Source organism: Pseudomonas sp. 1912-s (assembly GCF_029269205.1).
Classification (GTDB): domain Bacteria; phylum Pseudomonadota; class Gammaproteobacteria; order Pseudomonadales; family Pseudomonadaceae; genus Aquipseudomonas.
Map to the genome: position 1 here is coordinate 1 of NZ_JARIXR010000026.1, position 19,442 is coordinate 19,442.

At 58.8% G+C, this 19,442-nt stretch carries 16 protein-coding genes and 2 pseudogenes; 8 read left to right on the plus strand and 10 right to left on the minus strand.

Annotated elements, in window-relative coordinates; genetic code table 11:
• Positions 1-84: 84 nt before the first annotated feature.
• Positions 85-396, minus strand: a pseudogene (locus P3C29_RS25320) (Asd/ArgC dimerization domain-containing protein); the annotation flags it as partial.
• Between P3C29_RS25320 and P3C29_RS25325 the strand changes: the two are divergent.
• Positions 350-700, plus strand: a complete 351-nt coding sequence (locus P3C29_RS25325) for a hypothetical protein (protein WP_275965774.1) — start codon at positions 350-352, stop codon at positions 698-700. The pseudogene P3C29_RS25320 and the gene P3C29_RS25325 overlap by 47 nt on opposite strands.
• An 84-nt stretch (positions 701-784) precedes the next feature.
• On the opposite strand, the gene P3C29_RS25330 is transcribed toward P3C29_RS25325, so the two are convergent.
• Together P3C29_RS25330 and P3C29_RS25335 are read right to left on the minus strand one after the other, a co-directional pair.
• Positions 785-1,714, minus strand: a complete 930-nt coding sequence (locus P3C29_RS25330; protein WP_275965775.1) for a hypothetical protein — start codon at positions 1,712-1,714, stop codon at positions 785-787.
• A 365-nt stretch (positions 1,715-2,079) separates the two neighbouring features.
• Positions 2,080-2,802 carry a methyltransferase domain-containing protein gene (locus P3C29_RS25335; protein ID WP_275965776.1) on the minus strand — a complete coding sequence of 241 codons (723 nt, stop codon included), beginning with the start codon at positions 2,800-2,802 and terminating at the stop codon, positions 2,080-2,082.
• 775 nt (positions 2,803-3,577) lie between these two features.
• On the opposite strand from P3C29_RS25335, the gene P3C29_RS25340 reads away from it, so the two are divergent.
• Both P3C29_RS25340 and P3C29_RS25345 read left to right on the plus strand, forming a co-directional pair.
• A complete protein-coding gene (locus P3C29_RS25340; RefSeq protein ID WP_275965777.1) occupies positions 3,578-4,012 on the plus strand; it encodes an XRE family transcriptional regulator in 435 nt (144 codons plus the stop codon).
• Positions 4,013-4,040: 28 nt separating this feature from the next.
• Complete coding sequence (locus tag P3C29_RS25345) at positions 4,041-4,811, plus strand: DUF4365 domain-containing protein (RefSeq protein ID WP_275965778.1); 771 nt, start codon at positions 4,041-4,043, stop codon at positions 4,809-4,811.
• A 147-nt stretch (positions 4,812-4,958) separates the two neighbouring features.
• On the opposite strand, the gene hrpB is transcribed toward P3C29_RS25345, so the two are convergent.
• Together hrpB and P3C29_RS25355 are read right to left on the minus strand one after the other, a co-directional pair.
• On the minus strand, positions 4,959-7,481 hold the full coding sequence (gene hrpB / locus P3C29_RS25350; RefSeq protein ID WP_275965779.1) for an ATP-dependent helicase HrpB: 2,523 nt from the start codon (positions 7,479-7,481) through the stop codon (positions 4,959-4,961).
• A gap of 129 nt (positions 7,482-7,610) precedes the next feature.
• Positions 7,611-7,991: pseudogene (locus P3C29_RS25355) on the minus strand (DEAD/DEAH box helicase); the annotation flags it as partial.
• A 250-nt stretch (positions 7,992-8,241) separates the two neighbouring features.
• On the opposite strand from P3C29_RS25355, the gene P3C29_RS25360 reads away from it, so the two are divergent.
• Both P3C29_RS25360 and P3C29_RS25365 read left to right on the plus strand, forming a co-directional pair.
• Positions 8,242-8,661 (plus strand): polyribonucleotide nucleotidyltransferase, encoded by a 420-nt coding sequence (locus tag P3C29_RS25360; RefSeq protein ID WP_275965780.1) that lies wholly within the window; start codon positions 8,242-8,244, stop codon positions 8,659-8,661.
• A gap of 15 nt (positions 8,662-8,676) precedes the next feature.
• Positions 8,677-9,570, plus strand: coding sequence for a cation diffusion facilitator family transporter (locus P3C29_RS25365; protein WP_201125441.1), 894 nt, complete (start codon positions 8,677-8,679; stop codon positions 9,568-9,570).
• Here P3C29_RS25365 and P3C29_RS25370 read toward each other — a convergent pair.
• Positions 9,567-10,697 (minus strand): DUF6515 family protein, encoded by a 1,131-nt coding sequence (locus tag P3C29_RS25370; RefSeq protein ID WP_169386369.1) that lies wholly within the window; start codon positions 10,695-10,697, stop codon positions 9,567-9,569. The two genes, P3C29_RS25365 and P3C29_RS25370, sit on opposite strands and share 4 nt — an antisense overlap.
• A gap of 414 nt (positions 10,698-11,111) precedes the next feature.
• Here P3C29_RS25370 and P3C29_RS25375 point away from each other — a divergent pair, with 414 nt between their 5' ends.
• Positions 11,112-11,591, plus strand: coding sequence for an Lrp/AsnC family transcriptional regulator (locus P3C29_RS25375; RefSeq protein WP_003194418.1), 480 nt, complete (start codon positions 11,112-11,114; stop codon positions 11,589-11,591).
• A gap of 186 nt (positions 11,592-11,777) precedes the next feature.
• A complete protein-coding gene (locus P3C29_RS25380; RefSeq protein WP_026077819.1) occupies positions 11,778-11,987 on the plus strand; it encodes a DUF2788 domain-containing protein in 210 nt (69 codons plus the stop codon).
• On the opposite strand, the gene P3C29_RS25385 is transcribed toward P3C29_RS25380, so the two are convergent.
• The 4 genes from P3C29_RS25385 to P3C29_RS25400 form a co-directional block, all read right to left on the minus strand.
• On the minus strand, positions 11,982-12,623 hold the full coding sequence (locus P3C29_RS25385; protein WP_275965781.1) for a pseudouridine synthase: 642 nt from the start codon (positions 12,621-12,623) through the stop codon (positions 11,982-11,984). The two genes, P3C29_RS25380 and P3C29_RS25385, sit on opposite strands and share 6 nt — an antisense overlap.
• A gap of 71 nt (positions 12,624-12,694) precedes the next feature.
• Complete coding sequence (gene amn / locus P3C29_RS25390; RefSeq protein WP_177325013.1) at positions 12,695-14,194, minus strand: AMP nucleosidase; 1,500 nt, start codon at positions 14,192-14,194, stop codon at positions 12,695-12,697.
• Positions 14,195-14,227: 33 nt separating this feature from the next.
• Entirely contained in the window at positions 14,228-15,880 is a 1,653-nt protein-coding gene (locus P3C29_RS25395; protein WP_275965782.1) for an acyl-CoA dehydrogenase family protein, read from the minus strand.
• Positions 15,881-15,968: 88 nt separating this feature from the next.
• Positions 15,969-18,347 (minus strand): hybrid sensor histidine kinase/response regulator, encoded by a 2,379-nt coding sequence (locus P3C29_RS25400; protein WP_275965783.1) that lies wholly within the window; start codon positions 18,345-18,347, stop codon positions 15,969-15,971.
• Between the two features lie 286 nt (positions 18,348-18,633).
• On the opposite strand from P3C29_RS25400, the gene P3C29_RS25405 reads away from it, so the two are divergent.
• On the plus strand, positions 18,634-19,431 hold the full coding sequence (locus P3C29_RS25405) for a hydroxymethylpyrimidine/phosphomethylpyrimidine kinase (RefSeq protein WP_010174803.1): 798 nt from the start codon (positions 18,634-18,636) through the stop codon (positions 19,429-19,431).
• The last annotated feature ends 11 nt before the right edge of the window (positions 19,432-19,442 follow it).

Below are 19,442 nucleotides of genomic sequence, written 5' to 3' on the forward strand. Positions count from 1 at the left end.
GGCCCGTGGGCCCGTGGCTGGTCGAAGGCCTATGCCCAGTCACGCGCTGAACACCTGCTGACGCGCCTGAACATCCCCCAGCGGTGTGACGGAAATCTTTAGCAAAGGCATTTCCAGCACGGCGCGCAATTCGTGCACCAGGCGCTTTTCCAGCGCGGTGTGGCCTTGGGCGTCAGGCTTGCCGACCTGGGCCAGCAGGTTGAAAGCCATCTGCCGGTCGAAGAACTTCGGCTCCAGCGGACGTACGTTCAACAGTTCGGCGGTCTGGCGGGCGAGTTCACTGACGGCTTCACGGCCCTGGGCGGAAACGGCCAGGTTGGCGGTAGACTATATTACTTTGACAAAGGTTGTGGACAAAGTTGAAGAGTTTCGGAAGGGACTGCGCAGGGATGAGATTGTTAACGTCGCTATTTCTGTAACTAAGGAGGGAGATGTTTCTGTGACCCGGTTGATAGGGGGGGATAGGGCGGTATGGAACGCTCCAGAAACAAGGACTCAGTTCACGATAATATCGGGATATCCCTCCCCAAAAGGTATTGAAAAATTTCTAAAGAGTTCCAGCCAGAGCAAGCTTGAGGAAGAAATTTTTTATAGCGAACTTACTGAAGTTACAAAGAAGGTTATTAATGAAAACCAAATCAGAACTAAGAATGACATCGAGAAAACTATAAAAGAACTTAGACAGAACGAGCCGATCTGAACGTGCCTCTAAAGAGTCGAGCCGCAATGTCTACATGAAAATGTCGAAAAACTGGCCCGTCAGGAACCATCGTAGATTCAGGAGCTAAGTAACCTTGCCTGCCGCCACCTGACGCTCATGGATGGCCTGCTTCATCTGCGAGAGGATCTGCTCTTTGAAGCACGTCCGACGCTTTGTATCGTGCATACATGAATCAATGAGTCGCTCAGCGATCCGAGGTGTGTCGTTGAGTACCTGTTTAATGAGCGCTCTCCGCGCGCCCAAACGATTGCCCTGCCTAGCGGCGTCTCTCTCTGTCGCAGAACGGAACTTCGCCTTTGAAAGTTGAGGCATCGCAGCTGTCAGGGTTCTAGGGGCAATCGCCATGAACGCCACAGGCCCGACCAGCCTCAATGCATGGTCGTACTCGTTGAAGGATGAAATCTGCAGTACGCGGGAGTCTAAAACTCGGCCCCCGTCGTTTATTAGGGATTCGTAGATGATCTGTGTTTCATCCTCGACGATCGACGTACGCACCTCGTCTTTGTAACCAAAGTAGAACCCGAAAGGCAGCTTGTCGGTCATGGTGATAGCGTGCTTGACGAAGGTAAATGAATGGCAGAAACCTGCGACCACCGTTAGCTCTCCATGGGCAGCGTCTGTTATCGCCCGCAAATCATGACCGTACTGTTGCCAGCCAATGAAGCCGCCGTTGGGCATGGCCAAGCCATTCTCCGCGTCCCCATGACCATCGATAAAGACCAGCGGCAGTAGCCCCTTTTTACACTTGTCCCCGATCTCGATTATGGCAGCAGCCCAATTATCCCTACTCCTACACTGGAGGAGGTAAATGCGCGATAAGTCGTGGTTGATGTCCTGAGTCGACAGAGTCAGCAACGAGTCACGGATTCCCTCTTCTCGAATGCGAGCTGAATGCTTGTCGAGCTCCCCGAGGCAGTCGATGAGGAAAATGCTGTTGGCATCACAGGCAATCCTTTGCTCGAAATTGATCGTTAACACTTCGCTGTCGTCCATCGCAGCCCCTTCATTGCCTAATATTGGGTTGAGCTTGTTAACCACCAGCGCTACTGGTTACAGGAAGCTCGTCAGTGCTGCAGCGGTATTGGACAGGCTATCGCCTCCCTCATCGCGACACCTGCGTAATTGAATGGCCTTGACCACTCATTTGCATTCAACTTGACCATTTGTTTGCATTGAATTGACCAGCGCACGGGGGTGCAGCATGATCGGTAGACCCAGAGCGGACATCGAAACGTCCGCTGCGGCGTGCTGTTAGTAGGCATGAATGCGCCAAGCCAAGCAATCGGCGTCGCCTTAGAGGAAATTTACGGCGTGCAGTTAAGCTCTCTTGCGTGGTCGAGGCACAGAATTCGAACCATTTATGTGTTTGACATACGTCGAGCCAGTACGGAGACGATCACGGGCGTGGGCTTTCCCGGGGGCAAGTTCGGGTTCGGAGTCTGAACATATGGAAATGTTGCACCTTGATTCCAAGCCAGCACATGCACTGCGGTCACGGTAAATCCTGAATTCTTGAGCATGTACTCGTTGTATTCCTCCGTCACTCCGGCTTTGATCTGATCCTCGCTAACGCCGGGTGGAACTGCACCGCGTTGCACGGTGTGTACCCACTCGACGGATGCAGGGCAGAGAGGCAGATCAACCAATCGATCCTCAACATTTTCTCGGTAAACCTTGGGCTTTTCCTCGATGCTCAAGTTGGCCGGAGTGCGCTTGTCATTGTCGTCAGGATGAGAACCGATGAACCATCCGACGACGACCTTCGGCTGGAACGCCGTGATTGCCTTAAGTAGTTCGTCGGACGGCTCGAACAAGTCTGAGTTGACGATCTCCGCAGTCACTCCGTGATCCTTCAACCGGGACCGAGCGAGATCGATCAAATGGACGTTGTTGTCAATCGCCAAGACAGGCCGGCTTCTAGCAAGGCTTAAAGTGCTCCACCCAGCTCCGCATCCCACCTCCAAGGTCGCTTCAGCGGGAGCAATCTGGCTGAGGTGTTTATAGATATCTTCACTGTCGAATTGAGTTGATTCACGATCCCAAAACTCAGAATAGTCTTTTGGTGTCATCCGTTGAAGCATTGCCCTCTCCTTTAAACATGCCATATTTTTCCGCTGCGTAATCAAGCGGTATGGTTGTTAACGGCCATCGGGCACGAAAACTTTAACGAGCGGGTGGCATGCGCCAATGTCGTTTGTGGCGCCGTGCGAGAGCAATTTGCTGCATTACGACCGGTTTTTGCCTTTGCTCGCCGGCTGCATAGCTACTTCTGTCGATCAAGGCGCACCCCTGCGCTGGTCAAATTCGATGCAAACAAATGGTCAAGTTGAATGCAAATGCCTGACCAGTGGCAATCCAAACAGGTGATCAAGTGGAGTGCAATTCTCCAGACACCACTCCCAGTCTCGAAGAGGCAGCATTTTTCCGGATGATGATTCTAAATAGATGTTGGCGCCGATGCCGAGTTGACCCAGTTGCCGAGATTTACTGACCCAGTCTGACTCCTCGTGAATCATTGTTTGTGCTCGATTGTTGTAGTTTTAGAGGTGGGACAGTCTTGCGTCGGCAATTGGGTCAATCCGGGGACAGCATCAACAGCTAGGTTTTCAACAGGTCATGAAAGTATCCGAAAACGCCGTGTTAGAGCATTGCGACAGTTTTAATTCTCTAGCGCATCAGTTCGAAGCGGCATTTAGTTACATTGCGACAGTTTTGCGCTTCCTCCAAAGGAGGCTGAACCCCGCGAATTCCGTGTACCGATTGCGACAGTTTTAATTCTCAAAAATCACCAGTGCATTTGAATTCCAAGACATCGACGCTTTCAGTAAACCGATGGCCATCCCTACCGATGAACAAATGAAAGCTGCACGCGAGCAGTTTGAGAATGATTATGTGGTACGTAGGGCTCTCAAGCCCGCGTCGGGAAGGTGTTTGGCTAGGCTTGCAGCTGAGACCGTCGGCGATTACATCGAGCCCGCCTTTGAACCCTCATGTGATCAAGCACTAGCATTCGCGGAGCTGACTGATTACCTACGCGACTATCGCGACTGCGCCGAGCACTACTCAAGCACCGCCCGCCTTGAGGTTTTTGATCAGTTGCAGGAGCTCCTAGACCGGCTCAGTGCTCTGGGCGTAACGTTACGCTACGCGACCAGACAGATAGTGCAGAAGGACGCCTCCGAACCGCAGCAGAAACCACAGCCAGTGGGTCAGGTGCTTTACCTCTTGGCATTCATGCATGGAGAGGCTCCGGAAGAACTCGGACTGCCAAGGAAGCTTAATTTTCGGTAAACCTTATCTAAAGGCAACTCAACAAAACATGAAATACCCATCCAAGATTGCAACAGGCGATGCTGGAGAATATTTTTTTGCCTACAAGATTTCGTATGTTCTCGGTTGGCCTTGTCGACTCTTCGATATCGACATTGGCATTGATGCACAAGTCGAAATACTGGACGAGAATCGAAATAGCACCGGGCGATTTGTCGCCTTCCAAGTGAAAACTTCTGCAGATGAGGAGCCTCAGCCTTACTGGTACGTTTCGAAAAATCAGCTCGACTACTGGCGCGACATGGACATACCGGTATTTGTTGCATTGGTCTCGCTAAAAAAGCAGACTATTCACTTGCATCAAATAAAGAAAAAATCCCGCTACCACATAACTGAGAAAGACTCAGTCCGGATTGATTTTGATTTAGTTAATGAGCACTTCACCGAATCAAGCGGCAAGCGAATTAAGGCGGCAGCCGAAGAAAGCACCATGTCGGCAATACAGGAACATTTGTCTAAAGTCCAGATTAAGATCGACGAAGTCAAATCAGCAATCGAAGAGATGGACGATTACTCAGACCCACCCAGCTTAATTGCTATTATGAACAGTAGGTGGGGGGCCTACAATGACTTATTACAAGCCAAAACTCTTTCCGCCAGTTATAAGGTCGGGGCACCCGAATGCAAGCAAATGGAAGAAACCTTAGAGGCAGCCCTGAATGAGCTGAGAACTTTCATGGAAGACTGGAATATGCATATCGATTGGGATGACCGAAAGTACGGGGACGGCGAGATTCAAAAATTCATTGATGAGGCTTAATACCTCACCAACACATTTATCAACCTGTTAGCGTCTTATTTGACACATGCGAAACAAGAGAAGCATGCAGGTTTTGGTTCGCGGATCACGGTTCAATGACTGCCGAAGGCAGCCTCACAACGCCGCCAGCAACATTCTCATCCCTCATCAGGATTTTCTGGGCTTGGCTCGCGCGGTTGGCTCAGCCACCAATGGGTCTTCGGGCCAATAATGCTTTGGATATCGGCCCTGAAGATCCTTCTTTACTTCCACGTAGGTGCTGCGCCAGAAATTTGCGAGATCTTGGGTGACTTGCACCGGCCTGCGGGCCGGCGACAGGAGATGCAAAAGCAGCGATTGCTTACCAAGGGCGATGCGTGGGGTTTCTGCTAGGCCAAAAAGCTCCTGCAGGCGCACTGCGAGGACTGGTGGATGCTGCGAGTAGTCAATACGAATATTGGAGCCGGAAGGCACCTGGATGGTCTGAGGTGCCTGAGTCTCCAGTTCCTGTGGAAGCGGCCAAGGCAGAAGATTTCTGACAATCGAAGCCAGATCCAGATGACTGAAGTGGCTGATCCTCGCGACTTTGCCCAAGTACGGTGTGAGCCACTCTTCCAACGTGGCCAGAAGATTGGCATCGCTGAGGTCAGGCCACTTGCTTTCTGCTTGGCCATTGTGGATATCCAGCTGACGCAGCAGATCGACCCGCGCCTGCCATTGGCGCAGCTCAGGGTTCCAAGGCAGGAGCTCGAGGCCCTTACGCCTCACCAGGTTGACCAAGGCCAACGAACGGGTTTGCTCATCAAGATTCGGCAGGGGTGTCGTCGACAGGATGAGCTGCCCAACCTTCAACTGCCGCTCAGCCTTGAGCACCCCTTCCCTTTCATCCCAATCGACCTCATCGACAGACCTCACGAGGTCATCTAGCTCGTCATCGAAAAGGGCCGGATCGAGGACACTCGCCAGGTAGATCCGCTCCTCACGCTGGCCTTGCCGGCTACCCAGATCGGCTACCACCAGCCACTCGTGCTTGGTGAGAGCATCAGGCTCTGAGAACACGGCAGCCCGACCGTTGGAGAGACGGTACTCGGATGCACTTGCACGCCTCTGGAGACCGATTCGGTCAGGGTAGGCGAATGCCAGTAGACACCCTATCCATCTTGGGTGATCGGGTTCGCTGACAGGGTGAACGACACTCCCTCGTAGCAGGGATCGATACTGCCGAGCAGACTGCTTCACGCGCTGAAAGGAGCCACCGTCTCGACGTGAATGTTGCTCGCCGGATAATGCACTCAATCTGGTGTGAAGATCAGCACCTGCACCACGCAAGATGTCTTTCTCACCGAGCAGCGCCGCGATGTTGCAAGCAAGGTCATCCAGCCCCATCGCGTTGCCTTTAATGAGCATGTGAGCGATCCGTGGATGCGCTGGGAGCTCGCTCATGGCTGATCCGTGTGGTGTGAGCTGTCCAGCATCGTCGAGTGCGCCCAGGCGCTTCAGCAGGTCTCTACCTTGGCCGAAGGGAGCTGATGGAGGTTGGTCGAGCCAGGTCATCTCCTCCGGCTTCATTCCCCACCGGGCCAATTGGAGAGCCAGGGCTGCAAGATCAGCCTGCAAAATTTCAGGGGTACTGTAGCCAGCCATTTGTTCGTGCTGCGACTCAGACCAAAGGCGATAGCAGATACCTGGTTCCAATCGCCCTGCCCGTCCTGCACGCTGAGTAGCACTGGCCTTCGAAATACGCTGTGTGTCGAGCCGGGTCATTCCACTTCGAGGATCGAATTTCGGCACTCGCTCGAGACCACTGTCCACCACCACTCTGACACCTTCGATGGTCAAGCTGGTCTCCGCGATGTTCGTGGCCAGTACGATCTTCCGGGAGCCTTTGGGTGCCGGGTCTATCGCAGCACGCTGAGCATTTAAGTCGAGGTCGCCGTATAGAGGGCATATGATTACCTCTGGACGACCACTCAACTGCCCCTTGAGCGCCTCAGTCACCCGCCGAATCTCTGCCTGCCCAGGAAGGAAAACCAAAACGCTTCCCGACTGTTCGTTGATGGCAGCCAAACAGGTGTCAGTGACTCGCGCATCCATACGCTCGCCCGGCTGATATGGACTGCCCCAAACCGGTACGACCGGATACATCCGGCCCTCACTGGTGACCACAGGCGCATCATTCAGCACTTTTGAAAGGCGAGCACCTTCCAGCGTTGCGGACATCAGAAGCAACTTCAGTGGCGGCTCATCACGCAGAAGCTCACGAGCACTCACGCACAGAGCCAGTGCAAGGTCGGAGTCGAGGTTTCGCAGGTGGTATTCGTCGAAGATCACCACACCCACTCCATCAAGCGCGGGGTCATCTTGAAGCCGGCGAGCCAGGATGCCTTCGGTCACTACTTCAATCTGGGTTCGTGGGCCTACCTTGCTTTCAAGACGAATGCGGTATCCGACAGTCTCACCAACCTTCTCACCAAGCTCACTCGCCAAACGTTCAGCGGCGGCCCGAGCAGCCAATCGACGAGGCTCGAGCATCAGGATCTTCTGATCACCGAGCCAAGGCTCGTTCAGTAGTGCTAGGGGCACTCGAGTGGTCTTGCCAGCACCAGGAGGAGCTTCAAGGATTACTTCGTGGCGGTTGGCCAGGGCCTCTCGTAGGTCTGGCAATACGAGGTCAATAGGTAGTGAAATCATCGAGGCTCCCAAATCAGGGAAGCAGTATACGACGGGGGATCAAGCGAGGAGATTAAGCCCTCAGACTGAGACGGCGTTGTTTGAGAGTTTTTGACAAGAAAGTGATGATTTCTGTGCATTCAGCAAAACGTGGAATTCATCGAAGATCAGCAAACCCACGCCGTCCAGCGCCGGATCATCCTGCAAACGGCGGGTGAGGATGCCTTCGGTGACCACTTCGATCCGGGTGTTGGGGCCGACTTTACTGTCCAGCCGGATGCGGTAGCCGACGGTTTCGCCGACCTTTTCACCCAGCTCGCTGGCCAGGCGCTCGGCGGCAGCGCGGGCAGCCAGGCGCCGGGGTTCAAGCATCAGGATGGTTTGCCCGGCCAGCCAGGGTTCATTCAACAGCGCCAATGGCACCCGTGTGGTTTTACCGGCGCCGGGCGGTGCTTCGAGCACGGCTTCATGGCGCGTCGCCAGGGCGTCACGCAGGGCGGGTAAAACATCATCGATTGGCAACGAATTCATACTGGCTCCAAAGCAGAGCGGCGAGTATAACGGCGAACTGCCGGGTGTCGGTGGTGGTCTCAACGACACGACCCCGTCCTGCCTGGAATGCGGTCAAAGGTGGGAGCTGGCTTGCCTGCGATAGCGGTGTGTCAGCCAACACACCTGACACTGAACCACCGCCATCGCAGGCAAGCCAGCTGCCACATTTGATCATCGTCGCCTTGTAGACTGGCTTATAGTCACTTTCATTATGTTCAAGGAGAGTCCCATGCGTGTTGTTTCCCGTGTCATCGGCGGTGTTCTGGCCGTCACCCTGCTGAGCCAGTTGACGGCTTGCGGCTCGATTTTCTACCCCGACCGCCGTGGCCAGATCGACGGCAAGATCGACCCGGCAATTGCCGTGCTCGATGCGGTCGGCCTGCTGTTCTATGTGATCCCGGGCCTGATCGCCTTTGGTGTCGACTTCGCCACCGGCGCGATTTACTTCGAGCCAGGCAAGACCGCCCAGGTCGCCCCGGAAAAACTCCAGCAAGCCATCGGCGCCGACGGCAAGGTCGATAACGCCAAGCTGCAAACCATCATCCAGAAAGAAACCGGGCGTAACCTGCCGCTGGACGACCCGCGCATGATCCAGTTCAAGGGCAGCGTGCAACAACTCGCCACCCTGGGCCTGCAACCCGCCGCTTAAGGACTGACCCGCCCCATGACCAGCAGTCCAGAACACGCCCGGCTGTTGCGCCTGGCCACCCGCGCTTCCGTCGGCGTGGCCTGTGTGCTGATTGTGACCAAGGCCATCGCCTGGTGGCTCAGCGGCTCGGTGAGCATGCTCGCCGGGTTGACCGACTCGCTGCTCGACGGCGTCACCTCGCTGCTCAACTTGCTGGCCGTGCATTACGCGCTGCGCCCGGCCGATGACGACCACCGTTATGGCCACGGCAAGGCGGAGTCCCTGTCGGGCATGGCCCAGGCGCTGTTTATCGCCGGCAGTGCGGTGCTGATAGCCTTCCAGGCGTTCCAGCGCTTGCAGCATCCGGAGCCGGTGGGCGCACCGTGGCTGAGTATCGGCGTGATCATTCTGTCCCTGGCGCTGACGGCGGCGCTGTTGGTCCTGCAATACCGGGTGATCCGCGAAACCGGCTCCAACGCCATCCGTGCCGACTCGCTGCACTACCGCTCCGACATGATGCTCAACGGCAGCATCCTGGTGGCGCTGGTGCTGGCGGCGTTTGGTTTCCATCAGGTGGACGCCTGGTTCGGCCTGGGCATCGCGGCCTACATTTTGTGGAGCGCGATCCAGATCGCCCGGGAAAGTTTTTCGGTGTTGATGGACGAGGAACTGCCGCCGGACGTCAGCCAGCACATGCTGGAACTGGCGTGCAGCGTGCCCGGCGTACTGGGCGCCCATGACTTGCGCACACGGATTTCCGGCAGCCACTGGTTTGTGCAGTTGCACCTGGAATTGCCGGGGGAGTTGAGTCTGTCTGTGGCCCATGGCATCAGCGACCAGGCCGCCGATGCCATCCACAACGCCTACCCGCGAGCCGAAGTGCTGGTGCACGCCGACCCGCAGGAAGTGGTCAAGGGCGCGAAGGCCTAGTACTGCACCTGATACCCGCGACTGGTCAGGCAGTTGCCCTGGGCCTGGCGGTAGGTTTGCACCACCGCCGGGTCTGGAGCGTAGGTGACGGTCCTTGGGTCAAAACCACTTTGTTGCACGGCCCAGCGATAGCAGTCGTAACCGTCCTGCTGGACTTGTGCCGGTGACTGGCCGTTGGCCGGGTAAGCCACCACGTCATAACCATTGCCCTGGGGCACGGGTTGCGGCGCTGGCGCGGCCGGTGGCGGCTGCACCACTACGTACTGCTGGCTGCTTTCTTCGTAGGTGTAATAGGCACCGGCGGCGAGGAAGAACAGCGCGCTGCCCACCCACACTTCCCGCGCGTAGTCGGGCAGGTATTGCACGCGAATCCCGTAAGGCGGCGTCACGACGACGTAGCGCGGGCCTTGCGGGCGATACCAGTAGCCACCCGAAAAGAAGTAGTCCTGGCCGCGATACGGCACGCGGTAATTGCGGTCGGGGAAGCGGTCCACGATGTAACCCGGGCGGTATTGCGGGCCTGGGCCCCAGCCATTGCCGTGCCCGTCGGGGCGGCCTGGCCAGCGGTGATCGTTGGGATGGTAGTTGTTGCCACCGCCGTTACCACCATTGAAGCCGGGCCGGCCTGGGCCACCCTGGCCACCGTTGCCGGCTTGCCAATGCGGGTTGCCGTCGTTGCGACGCGGAATGTCCTGGTAATTGCCGGGGCGCGGTTCCTGGGTCTGGCGCACGGTATCCGGGCGACCCTGGATCGGCAGGTTATTGGCGGGCTGGGGCGCCTGGTGCGGGGGTTGCTGTTGATTGCCCTGCGGGCGACCTTGCCACTGGCCGCCACCATTGGGGCGCTCGAAATTCTGGTTCTGCGGCCGGGGCTGATTATTTTCGAAATGCTGATTCTGCGGACGTGGCTGATTGTTCTCGGGGCGGGGAGCTTCAGGACGCGGTTGATTGTTTTGCGGTCGAGGCTGGTTATTCTGCGGCCGCGGCTGGTTATTGCCCGGGTGCCCTTCCGGGCCTCTTTCATGCTGACCACCGCCCTCCTGGCGTGGCGGGTCGTCGGCCATCACTTGCGCACCAACGCTCATCATCAGCAAACCAACACCTGCCAAACGCCAGATGCGCTTCATGCTATTCCTCACTGCGGATTAGGGCCTACACGTAAGACTGGAAAACCGGGGCCCGGTTCTGCGACAGGTTATCAGTCACGAGAAGTATTTTCGCAGGCAATAAAAAGGGGCGACCCGTCGGTCGCCCCTTGAGAACTTCGTCCTGGCTCAACGCTTTTGACGTTGGCTCACCTCACGCCGTCTTGTGGACAGTGTGCAGCCCGGGGGCCGGGGCAACCCTGTGGGGTTGGCGGCCGCAGCCGGCCTTATTGGCGGGCTGCAGTGGACTGTATGTCCGGGCAGTGATTCTGTTGATAACTCTACGCCTGGGCCTCGGGCAGATGATTGCGAAGATTGCGTCAATAAACAGTGCTTGCGCAATTTTTAACCCTGGATAGATAATTCGCCGCAATAGTTACGACAAAGGCCAGCCCCATGAGCAAACTTGACCGATACGACCTGAGTATTTTGGCGGAATTGCAGCGCGACGCGAGGATCTCCAACCAGGAGTTGGCCGAGCGGATCGGCCTGTCGCCTTCGCCGTGCTCACGCCGGGTCAAGCAATTGGAGGACGACGGCTACATCGCCCGCCAGGTCGCCTTGCTCGACCGCAAGATGCTCGGCCTGAGCCTGACAGCCTACGTGCTGATCGGCATGGACCGACACACCCCGGAGCGTTTCGAGAATTTCGAGGCGGCCATCCGCACCTTGCCGCAAGTGCTGGAGTGCAGCCTGGTGACCGGGATGGACGCCGACTACCAACTGAAGGTGGTGGTGCCGGACATGGATCACTATCAGAAACTGCTGCTGGGCCACCTGACCCGCATCGAAGGCGTCACCAGCGTGCGCTCAAGCTTTGTGCTGAACCAGGTGCTCAACAGCACCGAATTGCCGCTGACCCACCTGCGCACTTAAGACCAGCGCGGAACAAATGTGGGAGCTGGCTTGCCTGCGATGCAAACGACTCGGTCTTTCCGAGACACCGAGGTGATGCAATCGCAGGCAAGCCAGCTCCCACAGACCGACGCAGGTCAATGTTGAGCCTACGATGCTGGCGTATACTTCTGGCCCTACCCCGCCGGAAACGACCCGATGAACTCGATTGATCCCGCCGTGTTTGAAGAATGGATGATGACCGGCCTGGTCAGCATCCTGATCATTTTCATGGGCTTTATCGTCTGGGACCTGGCGAAGAAATCCAAGGCCGGGCGCTTTGGCTCGATGATCCTGTTCTTCGTGCTGGGCCTGGGCGTTGCCGCGTTCATCATCAAGAGCGTGGTGATCGGCCTGATCGAGTCCGGCGCCTTATAAGCGCGCCGGCACTTCCTTCCATTGGCCTTGATCCAGGCCGTCGATCGACCAGTCACCTATCCGCACCCGCACCAGCCGCAACGTCGGTAAGCCCACCGCCGCCGTCATGCGTCGTACCTGGCGGTTACGCCCCTCACGAATCACCAATTCCAGCCACTGGGTCGGCACGCTTTTGCGAAACCGCACCGGCGGGTTGCGCGGCCACAGTTGCGGCTCGTCCAGTTGCCGCGCTTCAGCGGGCAGGGTCATACCGTCGTTGAGTTCCACACCGTCGCGCAAGCGCTGCAACTGTTCCTCGGTCGGCTCGCCTTCCACCTGCACCCAGTAGGTTTTCGCCAGCTTGTGCTTGGGGTCGGCGATGCGCGCCTGCAACTGGCCGTCGTTGGTCAGCAGCAACAGGCCTTCGCTGTCACGGTCCAGGCGCCCGGCCGGGTAGATGCCGGGGATCTCGATGAAATCCTTGAGGGTCGCCCGCCCGCCTTCGTCGCTGAACTGGGTCAGCACATCGAAGGGTTTATTGAACAGGATCAACTTGGGCTCAGCCGGTGGCGCCTTGGCGACACGACGCGGGGCTGACGAAGTTTGCGGACTTTTCACACCGGGGCGGCGAGAAACGGGACGGGCAGGACGGGACATGGCAAAAGAACATCTAACGGTCAGGACCGACAATGCTAGTGGCCTGACCGTTAAATAACCATCCCAACCGTTTAGCGGAACGGCGGCTCGTCGAAGCTGCGCAGTTTGCGCGAGTGCAGCGAGTTGAGCTCAGTGCGCAACAAATCCACTGCCTCGATGCCGATCTTCAAGTGCTGGCTGACCGCACGCTCATAGAACGCGTTGGCCGAACCCGGCAGCTTGATCTCACTGTGCAGCGGTTTATCCGATACACACAGCAACGTGCCGTACGGCACCCGCAGGCGGTAGCCCTGGGCGGCGATGGTGCCGCTTTCCATGTCCACGGCCACGGCGCGGGACAGGTTGATCAGCGGACGTTCCTGGGCCCAGCGCAGCTCCCAGTTGCGGTCGTCGTAGGTCAGCACGGTACCGGTGCGCAGGCGCTTTTTCAGCTCTTCGCCCTTCTCGCCGGTCACGTTGGCGGCCGCCTGCTGCAAGGCCATCTGCACTTCGGCCAGGGCCGGGATCGGGATGTTCGGCGGCACTACCCGGTCGAGAATCCCGTCGCGGCGCATGTAGGCGTGAGCCAGCACGTAGTCGCCGATGGTCTGGGACTGGCGCAGGCCGCCGCAGTGGCCAATCATCAACCAGCAATGCGGGCGCAACACCGCCAGGTGATCGGTGATGTTCTTGGCGTTGGACGGACCGACGCCAATGTTCACCAGGGTCACACCGTGGCCATCGCTGGCCTGCAAGTGGTAGGCCGGCATCTGGTAACGGTGCCAGACCACGCCCGCAGCAATGGCGGACGCTTCGCCGTGGTCCATGCTCTTGTCGATGATCACGTTGCCCGGCAGCACCATGCGGATAAAGCGCGGGTCACTGCGCAGTTGTTCCAGGCCGTGCACGATGAACTGGTCAACGTAGCGGTGGTAGTTGGTCAGCAAAATCCATGGCTGCACATGGCGCCAGTCGCTGCCGGTGTAGTGCACCAGGCGGCGCAGGGAGAAGTCGACGCGGGCGGCGTCGAACAACGCCAATGGCAGTGGGTCGGTGTTTTCCCAGTCGTAGAGACCATCGGCAATGCCATCGGTGGCAGCAGACAGGTCGGTACTCGGGAACACCCGCGCCAGCGTGGCAGCGGTCACGCCGGAGCCGGCAAGTTCGTCGCCCTGCTCCACCACGTACGGGTAGGGAATGTTCTGCTGGCTGACGCCCACTTCTACCGTCACGGTGAAGTCGTGCATCAATGGCACCAGTTGCTCCAGCAGGTATTTGCGGAAGGCTGACGGATGGGTGACGGTGACGCTGTAGGTCCCCGGCAACTGGACCTTGGCATATGCTCGGGTGGTCTGAGGGACTTCGCCCTGCACCAGGTAGGTCAGGCGAAGTTCCGGGTAGCGAAACAGCGCACGTTGTTCGGCATCGGGTTCGACGCGGTCTTTGAGGTAGCGCTTGAGGGCTTGATTGAGCGCGCCGGTAGCACGCTCATGGAGAGCCGCCAGCCGATCCACGGCTTCTTCGGCGGTTTGAACGACAACAAAAGCTTCGGTCACGGTAAGCATCCTGTGTTCTGACTTGCAGGCCTTCATCTTGCCTGTATCCCTGGCAGACGGGAACCTCCTTCAGAAACCTTGGGGTGTCGACCGCGCGACAATGGCCTCCACATCCACACCCCGCGGCAAGGTGCCATACACCCGGCCCGACGACTCACCCAGCCGGCTGGCAATAAAGCCATCACTCACACTGGCATTGCCTGCCTCCAGCAACAGCTTGGCCTGCAACGCCACCGCAATGTCTTCGGTGAGTTGCCGGGCACGGTACTGGATGTCCTGGGTGTCCATGAACGCCGACTTCAGCTGTTCGATGTGCCGTGCCAGGTGCTGGTGACCATGGCCATCCCCCAGCTCGACAAACAATGCCTCCAACACGCCCGGCTCTTTCGACAAGGCCCGCAGCACATCCAGGCACTGCACATTGCCGGAACCTTCCCACGTCGAGTTGACCGGAGCCTCACGGTACAGACGCGGCAAAATGCTGTCCTCCACATACCCGGCGCCGCCCATGCACTCGGCGGCTTCGTTGATCATCGCCGGGGCACGTTTGCAGATCCAATATTTGCCCACCGCCGTTACCAGCCGGGCGAATTTGGCCTCCTGCTCGTTATCCAGATGGTCCAGCGCGCGCCCCATGCGCATGCTCAAGGCCAGGGACGCCTCGCTTTCCAGCGCCAGGTCGGCCAGCACGTTTTGCATCAGCGGTTGCTCGCTGAGCACCCGGCCACCCACCAGGCGATGGGCGCAATGATGGCTGGCCTGGGTCAGTGCCTGGCGCATCAAGGCGCTGGAGCCGACCATGCAATCGAAACGGGTCATGGCCACCATCTCGATAATGGTCGGTACGCCGCGCCCTTCCTCGCCGATCATCCAGGCCAGCGCACCGCGAAACTCCACTTCGCTGGAGGCGTTGGAGCAATTGCCGAGTTTGTTTTTCAGGCGCTGGATGTAGAACTCGTTGCGGGTGTCGTCCGGGCGGTGCCGAGGCAGCAGGAAACAGGTCAGGCCCTTGTCAGTCTGCGCCAGGGTGAGAAAGGCGTCGCACATCGGCGCCGAGCAGAACCACTTGTGCCCCACCAGCTCATACGCCTGGCCCGGGCCGCCGGCGCCCACCGGGTAAGCGCGGGTGGTATTGGCGCGCACGTCGGTGCCGCCCTGTTTCTCGGTCATGGCCATGCCGATGGTCGCGCCGGCCTTGTGGGCGATGCCGACGTTGCGTGGGTCGTATTCGGTGGCGAGGATTTTCGGCAGCCAGGTGTCAGCCAGGTCCGGCTGCAAGCGCAGGGCCGGGACGCAGGCGAAGGTCATGGTCAGCGGGCAGCCGGTGCCGGCTTCGGCCTGGCTGTGCAGGTAGGTCATCGCGGCGCGGGCCACGTGGGCGCCGGATTGCGGATGAGCCCACGGCAACGACGGCAGGCCATGTTCGACGGCGGTGCGCATCAGTTCGTGGTACGCCGGATGAAACTCCACCAGGTCGATGCGATGGCCAAACCGGTCGTGGCTGTTGAACACCGGCTTGTTCTGGTTGGCCAAAAAACCGGCCTCCATCAGCGGCCCGCCCGCCAGCGCACCATAGGTATCGATGCGCTGCTCGGCCCAGCCGGCGCCAAAACGCCGGGACCAGTCTTGCAGGGGCAAATCGATACGGTACAGGTTGGTGCCGTCCAGGGACGGTGGCTGATTGGTGACGTCGTGGGTTTCGGCGAACTGGTGCAGGTTCATGACGGGCCTCCTGAAAAAAGGCCACGTTCATTGAGGCCTGAATTTCAGTTAAGCACCGTCACCCGGCTTAAAAAAGTGGCATACACGCCTAATTCGCGGCGCTTTCGCCCTCGACCTGATGCAGCAACCGCAGTTGCAGCACCAACTGCAAGGCTTCAAAGCGTACCGGTTTGGTCACTCGGTCAGTGATACCCACGCCGTGGCAGCTCTCGCGTTCCGGCGCATGCTGCGAGGTGCTCAAGGCGATCACTGGCAGTTCGCCACAGCCGGGCAACGCACGAATCTGACAGCACAGAGAGAACCCACCCTCCGGCACATCCAGCAACACGGCATCGAAGGTTTCACTCTGCAATAGCGCCAGGGCGGCCGGCCCGTTGTCGACGGTTTTCACGCGGTAACCGAGCTTGAGCAACATGCCGCGCACCACCAGTTGGGCCACGCTGTTGTCGTCTACCAGCAACACTGCGCACTCCTGAGGGCTGCGTTGTGGCTGCGGTACTCGCCGCACTGGCGCTGGCTCGGGTTGCACTGGGCTGACAGCCAGTTCCAGTTGGAAGCGGCTGCCACGCCGCGGCTCGGAATTATGGGTGAGGCGCCCACCGAGCAATTCGATCAATTGCCGGCAGATTGCCAGGCCGATGCCCATGCCGCCGTACCGACGCGTGGTCGAGCCATCAAGCTGGAAGAAGCGCTGGTACAGGGTTGCTTCATCGAGGTAGGCGAACCCGATGCCGGTGTCGGTCACGATAAAGGTCAGGCGCAACGTCCCGTCAGCCTGGGGCACGCCGACTACCCGAACACGCACCGAACCTTCGTGGGTGAACTTGAAGGCGTTGTCCAGCAGGCAATCCAGGCATTGCGCCAACTTGCCGGGATCAGCGTTGATGCGGTCCGGCAGCTCATCCGCCAGGTCGATCGAAAACTCCAGGCCCTTACTCTGGGCGCTGGTCGCGAACTGCTGGCGCAAGGTGTCGAGCACGCCACGCAGGCTGAACACCTCGGGTTGCGGGCTGAGGCGCCCGGCCTGCAGTTCGGTGAGGGTCAGGATGCCGTTGACCATGCGCATCATCTCGCGGGCCGAGCCGGCGGCAGTTTGGTGATACTGGGCGAGGTCGCCTTGCAGCGGCTCGGTCTGCATCAACTCCAGGGAGCCGATCACGCCGTTCATCGGCGTGCGCAGTTCGTGGGTCAAGGTGGCGAGGAATTCATCCTTGAGCTGGTTGCTGTGGGCCAGTTGGGTGTTGAGCACTTCGAGTTTCTGGCTGGCATCAAACAGGATTTGCGCCTGCTGCTCACGCATCGCATTGATGCGGTCGGCCAGGGCCAGGGACAGCAGGGCCACTTCGAGTGCCGAGCCGATCTGGCTGGCGTACATCGTGAGGAACACATTGGGCAGGTAGCCCAGCACCATCATCGTATTGACCACCCCGCCCAGCAGGAACGCAGTCCAGGCAATGATGAAGTAACGCGCCATCCGCTGGCCGCAGTACCAGGCCTTGATGGCTGCGACGAAGATGGTCACGGTGAACACCAGCGCCAAACCGGTGGCCAGGCGCAGGGCCAATGCATAACTGGTGAACAGCGCCAGCACCATCACCGCCGCACCGCTGACCGCCAGCGCCAGTAACAGCCGGTTGATCCAGCGACTGTAAAGCGCGGTGTGCAGGAAGCTGCGGGCAAACAGGCTGCCGAACAGCGCCGCCGAACCGATCAGGAACGGCACCGCCGCATTCGCCCACCACGGGTTATCAGGCCAGAAGTACTGCACGGCCACGCCATTGACCGACAGTTGATACAGGCCGAACGAAGCAATATAGAGGATGTAATAGAGGTAGCTGGTGTCGCGCACGCTCAGGWAGATGAACAGGTTGTAGACCAGCATGCCGAGCAGCACGCCGTAGATCACGCCCAGCACGTACAGGCGCAGCGGCTGTTCTTCGAGGTACGCGGTGGTGGACCAGAGGGTCAGCGGTGCCTGGATCGAGCCCTGGCTTTGCAGGCGCAGGTACAGGATTTCCCGTTGGTCCGGCGCGAAGTCGAGCTTGAACAGGTAGTTACTCTGGCGAATCTCACGGCTGGAAAACGGCAGGCTGCTGCCGGTGCGCGAGACCAGTCGATAGTTGCCGACGCTGTCCGGCTCGTACAGCTCCAGTTGGTTGAGCGGCGGATACGCCAGTTCCAGCAGCCAGTGGCGCGAGACATCCAGAATTGTCGGACGGTAATGCAGGTCGAGCTTGAGCCAGAACACCGAGCGCGAATAGCCGGCATTCAGGGTGGCTTTGTCATGGGTCTTGAAGCGACTGGCGAGGACCGGCGAGCTGATATCGCCAATGGTCAGGGCGCCACTTGGGTCTTCAAGCACTTGCATCACTTGGCCCAGGGGCAACCGCGTGGTGGTCTCGTTGAACTCGACTGCGCCGGCCAGCATCGGCAGCCCGCTCAACAGTAACATCAGCAAATAGCGCATAGAGCCCCAGCGTGACCTGTCCGGTTATGTCAAAAGCCTCCATTCCTTTTGAGCAGACGTATACCGGCGATACAGTTATTGGTTTGGATCCACTCTAGCATAGCCATTACAGGCCAAAAGACACCATTGAAATAATTTTTTGAAAGGCTCTAGAACGGGCATTACAGAGTATTTGACCTGTATTTGCGCATGATAGCAAACAGCCATTTCGTCCGACTCCTCCGCTAAAAATTCAACCATCGCCCGACAGCCACCCAAAAAGCGTTTGGTGGTAAGCTCGCGCACCATGAATATCTACAGCTCTCGCCCCGTTGTCCTCTGTCTCTCCGGCCATGATCCCAGTGGTGGCGCCGGCTTGCAGGCAGATATCGAAGCCCTGCTCGCCCAGGGTTGTCATGCGGCCCCGGCCGTTACCGCGCTGACCGTGCAGAACACCGTCAACGTCAGCGATTTCCGCGTGCTGGACCGCGAGTGGGTGCTGGCCCAGGCCAACGCCGTGCTCGGCGACTCCGACGTCGCGGCGGTGAAACTGGGCATGCTCGGTTCCCTGGAGATGGTCGACACTGTGGTCGAACTGCTCCAGGCGCACCCGCATCTGCCGGTGGTCTGCGACCCGGTGCTGCGTGCCGGTGGCGGCGGTAGCCTGGGCAAGGACGAAGTCGGCTATGCCATGCGCGAACGGCTGTTGCCGCTGTCGCTGATCGCCACGCCAAACCTGCCCGAAGCGCGCATCCTCGCTGAACTGCCCGAGGGCACGGCGGACGAATGCGCCGCCAGGCTGCTGCCGTTCATCAAGCACCTGCTGATCACCGGCGGCCATGGCGACGAGCACGAAGTGCACAACCGCCTCTACAGCCGCGACGGCACGCACCAGACCTTTACCTGCCAGCGCCTGCCCGGCAGTTATCACGGTTCCGGCTGCACCCTGGCCAGCGCGCTGGCCGGTCGGCTGGCACAGGGCGAAGGTTTGGTGAGCGCGGTGCAATCAGCCCTCAACTACACTTGGCGCACCCTGCGTGACGCTGAACAACTCGGCCAGGGGCAATTCGTGCCTCGTCGTCTGCCGTTGGATTTCTGCTCGTAACACCAAGAGGC

Bases quoted from the DNA above. Each gene is read 5' to 3' on its own strand.
- P3C29_RS25330 (WP_275965775.1), bottom strand. From the start codon at position 1,714: ATGGACGACAGCGAAGTGTTAACGATCAATTTCGAGCAAAGGATTGCC.
- P3C29_RS25335 (WP_275965776.1), bottom strand. From the start codon at position 2,802: ATGCTTCAACGGATGACACCAAAAGACTATTCTGAGTTTTGGGATCGT.
- P3C29_RS25340 (WP_275965777.1), top strand. From the start codon at position 3,578: ATGAAAGCTGCACGCGAGCAGTTTGAGAATGATTATGTGGTACGTAGG.
- P3C29_RS25345 (WP_275965778.1), top strand. From the start codon at position 4,041: ATGAAATACCCATCCAAGATTGCAACAGGCGATGCTGGAGAATATTTT.
- hrpB (WP_275965779.1), bottom strand. From the start codon at position 7,481: ATGATTTCACTACCTATTGACCTCGTATTGCCAGACCTACGAGAGGCC.
- P3C29_RS25360 (WP_275965780.1), top strand. From the start codon at position 8,242: ATGCGTGTTGTTTCCCGTGTCATCGGCGGTGTTCTGGCCGTCACCCTG.
- P3C29_RS25365 (WP_201125441.1), top strand. From the start codon at position 8,677: ATGACCAGCAGTCCAGAACACGCCCGGCTGTTGCGCCTGGCCACCCGC.
- P3C29_RS25370 (WP_169386369.1), bottom strand. From the start codon at position 10,697: ATGAAGCGCATCTGGCGTTTGGCAGGTGTTGGTTTGCTGATGATGAGC.
- P3C29_RS25375 (WP_003194418.1), top strand. From the start codon at position 11,112: ATGAGCAAACTTGACCGATACGACCTGAGTATTTTGGCGGAATTGCAG.
- P3C29_RS25385 (WP_275965781.1), bottom strand. From the start codon at position 12,623: ATGTCCCGTCCTGCCCGTCCCGTTTCTCGCCGCCCCGGTGTGAAAAGT.
- amn (WP_177325013.1), bottom strand. From the start codon at position 14,194: ATGAAGGCCTGCAAGTCAGAACACAGGATGCTTACCGTGACCGAAGCT.
- P3C29_RS25395 (WP_275965782.1), bottom strand. From the start codon at position 15,880: ATGAACCTGCACCAGTTCGCCGAAACCCACGACGTCACCAATCAGCCA.
- P3C29_RS25405 (WP_010174803.1), top strand. From the start codon at position 18,634: ATGAATATCTACAGCTCTCGCCCCGTTGTCCTCTGTCTCTCCGGCCAT.